The organism is Microbulbifer thermotolerans, from assembly GCF_900112305.1.
In the GTDB taxonomy this organism is placed as follows: domain Bacteria; phylum Pseudomonadota; class Gammaproteobacteria; order Pseudomonadales; family Cellvibrionaceae; genus Microbulbifer; species Microbulbifer thermotolerans.
On the sequence record NZ_FOKT01000023.1, the window covers coordinates 1 to 2,328 of the forward strand.

A 2,328-nucleotide genomic window follows, 5' to 3' on the forward strand; every position below is an offset into this window, starting at 1 on the left:
GCCTCATACGACTACCTCCTGTACGACAAACCCCTGGACCAGTCCATTAGCGAACACCTGTCCCAGGTACACAAAGAAATCGTCGATGTACTGGGCTTTGACCCCAGCAAGATTTCCCGCGAACAGCTGGAACAGGCCTTCGAGGTCGCCCAGCTACTGTACGACGAACCCTCCCTGCGCGGCGCCGTCACCCAGTTCGCCAAAGATTATGTCAAGGCCCAGCACAGCCTGGAAATCACCGAACTGGCCGGTGCCGGCGTATTTGAAATCATCCTCACAATCCTACTGGCGGCCTTTACCGGCGGTGTCGGCGCTGTGGCCAATATGGCCAAAAACACCCGCCTGCTCAGCCGCTTCAAGGTAGTGGGCGAACTGATGATGGACTTTGCCAAGGGCCGCAAACAACAGTTGATCCGCGCCAAAACCCGCGGCGCCCGAGGTAAAGGTGCCAGCTTCGACGACTTGGAAACCGTCGACGCCCCGGCGCCCCAAGCACCCGTGCCTCCCCCCGTGCACAAAGTGAACACCGATAGCGCCAACAACATCAAGAAAAAAAACGCCCCACCCGTATCACTTACTGAAGCAGTAGACAGGCTAAAAAAAGCTAGAGAAAACATTAAGAAAAACGGTTACAGTGGGAAATATACAGATTCTGACCTTATAGACATAGTGAATAAAGGCGAACTTAATGATCGCTTTTACTTTCGGCTCATTTTTGGAAGCGCAGATACTATAGGAAACAACTCACTTGGGTTTACGCGCCCGTCCGGCAGAGCGCCCTATTGGGCAACTACATTCGACATGGCAGAAAACGCCGATTCTGACCCCGAGTTATTGGCTGGACTATTTGGCATTAAAGATTTTGATCCCGATCAGCCATTTAGTATCGCCATTATAGATATGGAAAAAATGCCACCCCAAACAGAGAGGGAGAGCTTTATTCCAACGTACGAAAACATGGCAAGCTTTGGAAATAGAGAGCTCCATGAGGAATTACAAATTTTAGGGGCAGACATGAACGACCTAATGAGCGAAGAAATGTCTGAAAAATATAGAAGATTTGTCAAATCATATACTGACGCGGGAGGCAACATCTATGACAAATCGTCAGTATACAAATATTCAAAAAAATATACATCAGATGAGGCCCTGCAAAAAAACCTGCAAGCTAGACATATTGTTCAAATAGAATTCGGGGCAAACCCAATATTTTCTGGAAACGGGTTAACTAAAGTCACTCCAGAATCAAGGTATGCCAAAGAAATTGGGCAAGAATATGGAGTTGTAGAAACATTTACATTTGAAAGAGATCCATTAAGCTTAGCAGAGCTGGAAAAAAATGGTGCCGCAAAAATAATCCCTGCAAAACCGATAAAAGGCAAGTAAATGCTACTAAACACCGATAACCTTCCTAACAATCACAGATTGATTTATAGAAATCAAAATTTAGGTTTCGCCAATCAAGAATTATTTGTAGTTATCTCTGACAAGCTCCTTTATTTGATAACCAAAGCACCGTCATTATCCCCAGATCAAGAAGATGAGCCTGGCCTAGATGTTTATCAAACCGAGTATCCAATTAAATCCATTCCTTGGTTCATTGATACGGTCGAAAATAAGATATGGCGCTCATCTAAGGATGGAGGTCTACCCTCAGGTCAGTATAGCATCACCAATACAATAGACGGCGAACAATTAAAAATATCTAGAGATATGAATTGTGGCGAAAAGTATCAAAAAGGTATCTCCTGGAAAAACCTAAGCAGAGTACCAGATTACAGTGCATTTGGATACCAGGAAAAGCAACTAACAGACGAAATGTTATTAGAGGGAGGACTATTAAATCTTTTCAAAGATATAGCAAAATAACCCTATACACTTAACTAAACAATTCTAGCTCTTTAATAACTTACCTAATACTTAACTAAGGGCGTAGCATCCTCTCAAATAGAGGGTGTTCAAAATTCTGTGTCAACCAAATAGTCTCACAGACTGATGTATTTCTCCAAGCGTTCTGGGAAGTGGACCGCCAGCTGTGACAGCGTCAGATTCCAGTTCTGGATTGGGTGCGTCCAGCGCTCAGAGGCTTTCAGTATACCGGCGTACAGCAGCTTGAGTAAGCTGTTCTCATTGGCTAAGCCACCCTTGGTTTTGGTCAGTTTTTGAGACTGCCGGTGCACGGCTTCAACGGCGTTTGTGGTGTCACTACGAATACGACAGCCACAACCGCCTGATCAAAAAAATCGACGCCACCGGCGGCGAACACCGCATCGAATACAACGCCGAAGGTCTACCGGAAAAAATTACCGACCCCGCCGGCCACCGCTG

1 protein-coding gene and 2 pseudogenes are annotated in these 2,328 nt (G+C 45.7%); 2 read left to right on the plus strand and 1 reads right to left on the minus strand.

Features of this window, described 5'->3' with window-relative positions; genetic code table 11:
* Window positions 1-1,386, plus strand: a pseudogene (locus tag BM155_RS17360) (hypothetical protein); the annotation flags it as partial.
* Window positions 1,387-1,869, plus strand: a complete 483-nt coding sequence (locus BM155_RS16640) for a hypothetical protein (RefSeq protein WP_067154738.1) — start codon at window positions 1,387-1,389, stop codon at window positions 1,867-1,869.
* 116 nt (window positions 1,870-1,985) lie between these two features.
* Here BM155_RS16640 and BM155_RS16645 read toward each other — a convergent pair.
* Window positions 1,986-2,201 (minus strand): annotated as a pseudogene (locus BM155_RS16645) (IS256 family transposase); the annotation flags it as partial.
* Between the last annotated feature and the right edge of the window lie 127 nt (window positions 2,202-2,328).

What these genes read in the sequence shown, in the direction of transcription:
- BM155_RS16640 (WP_067154738.1), top strand. Translation starts at nt 1,387, where the DNA reads ATGCTACTAAACACCGATAACCTTCCTAACAATCACAGATTGATTTAT.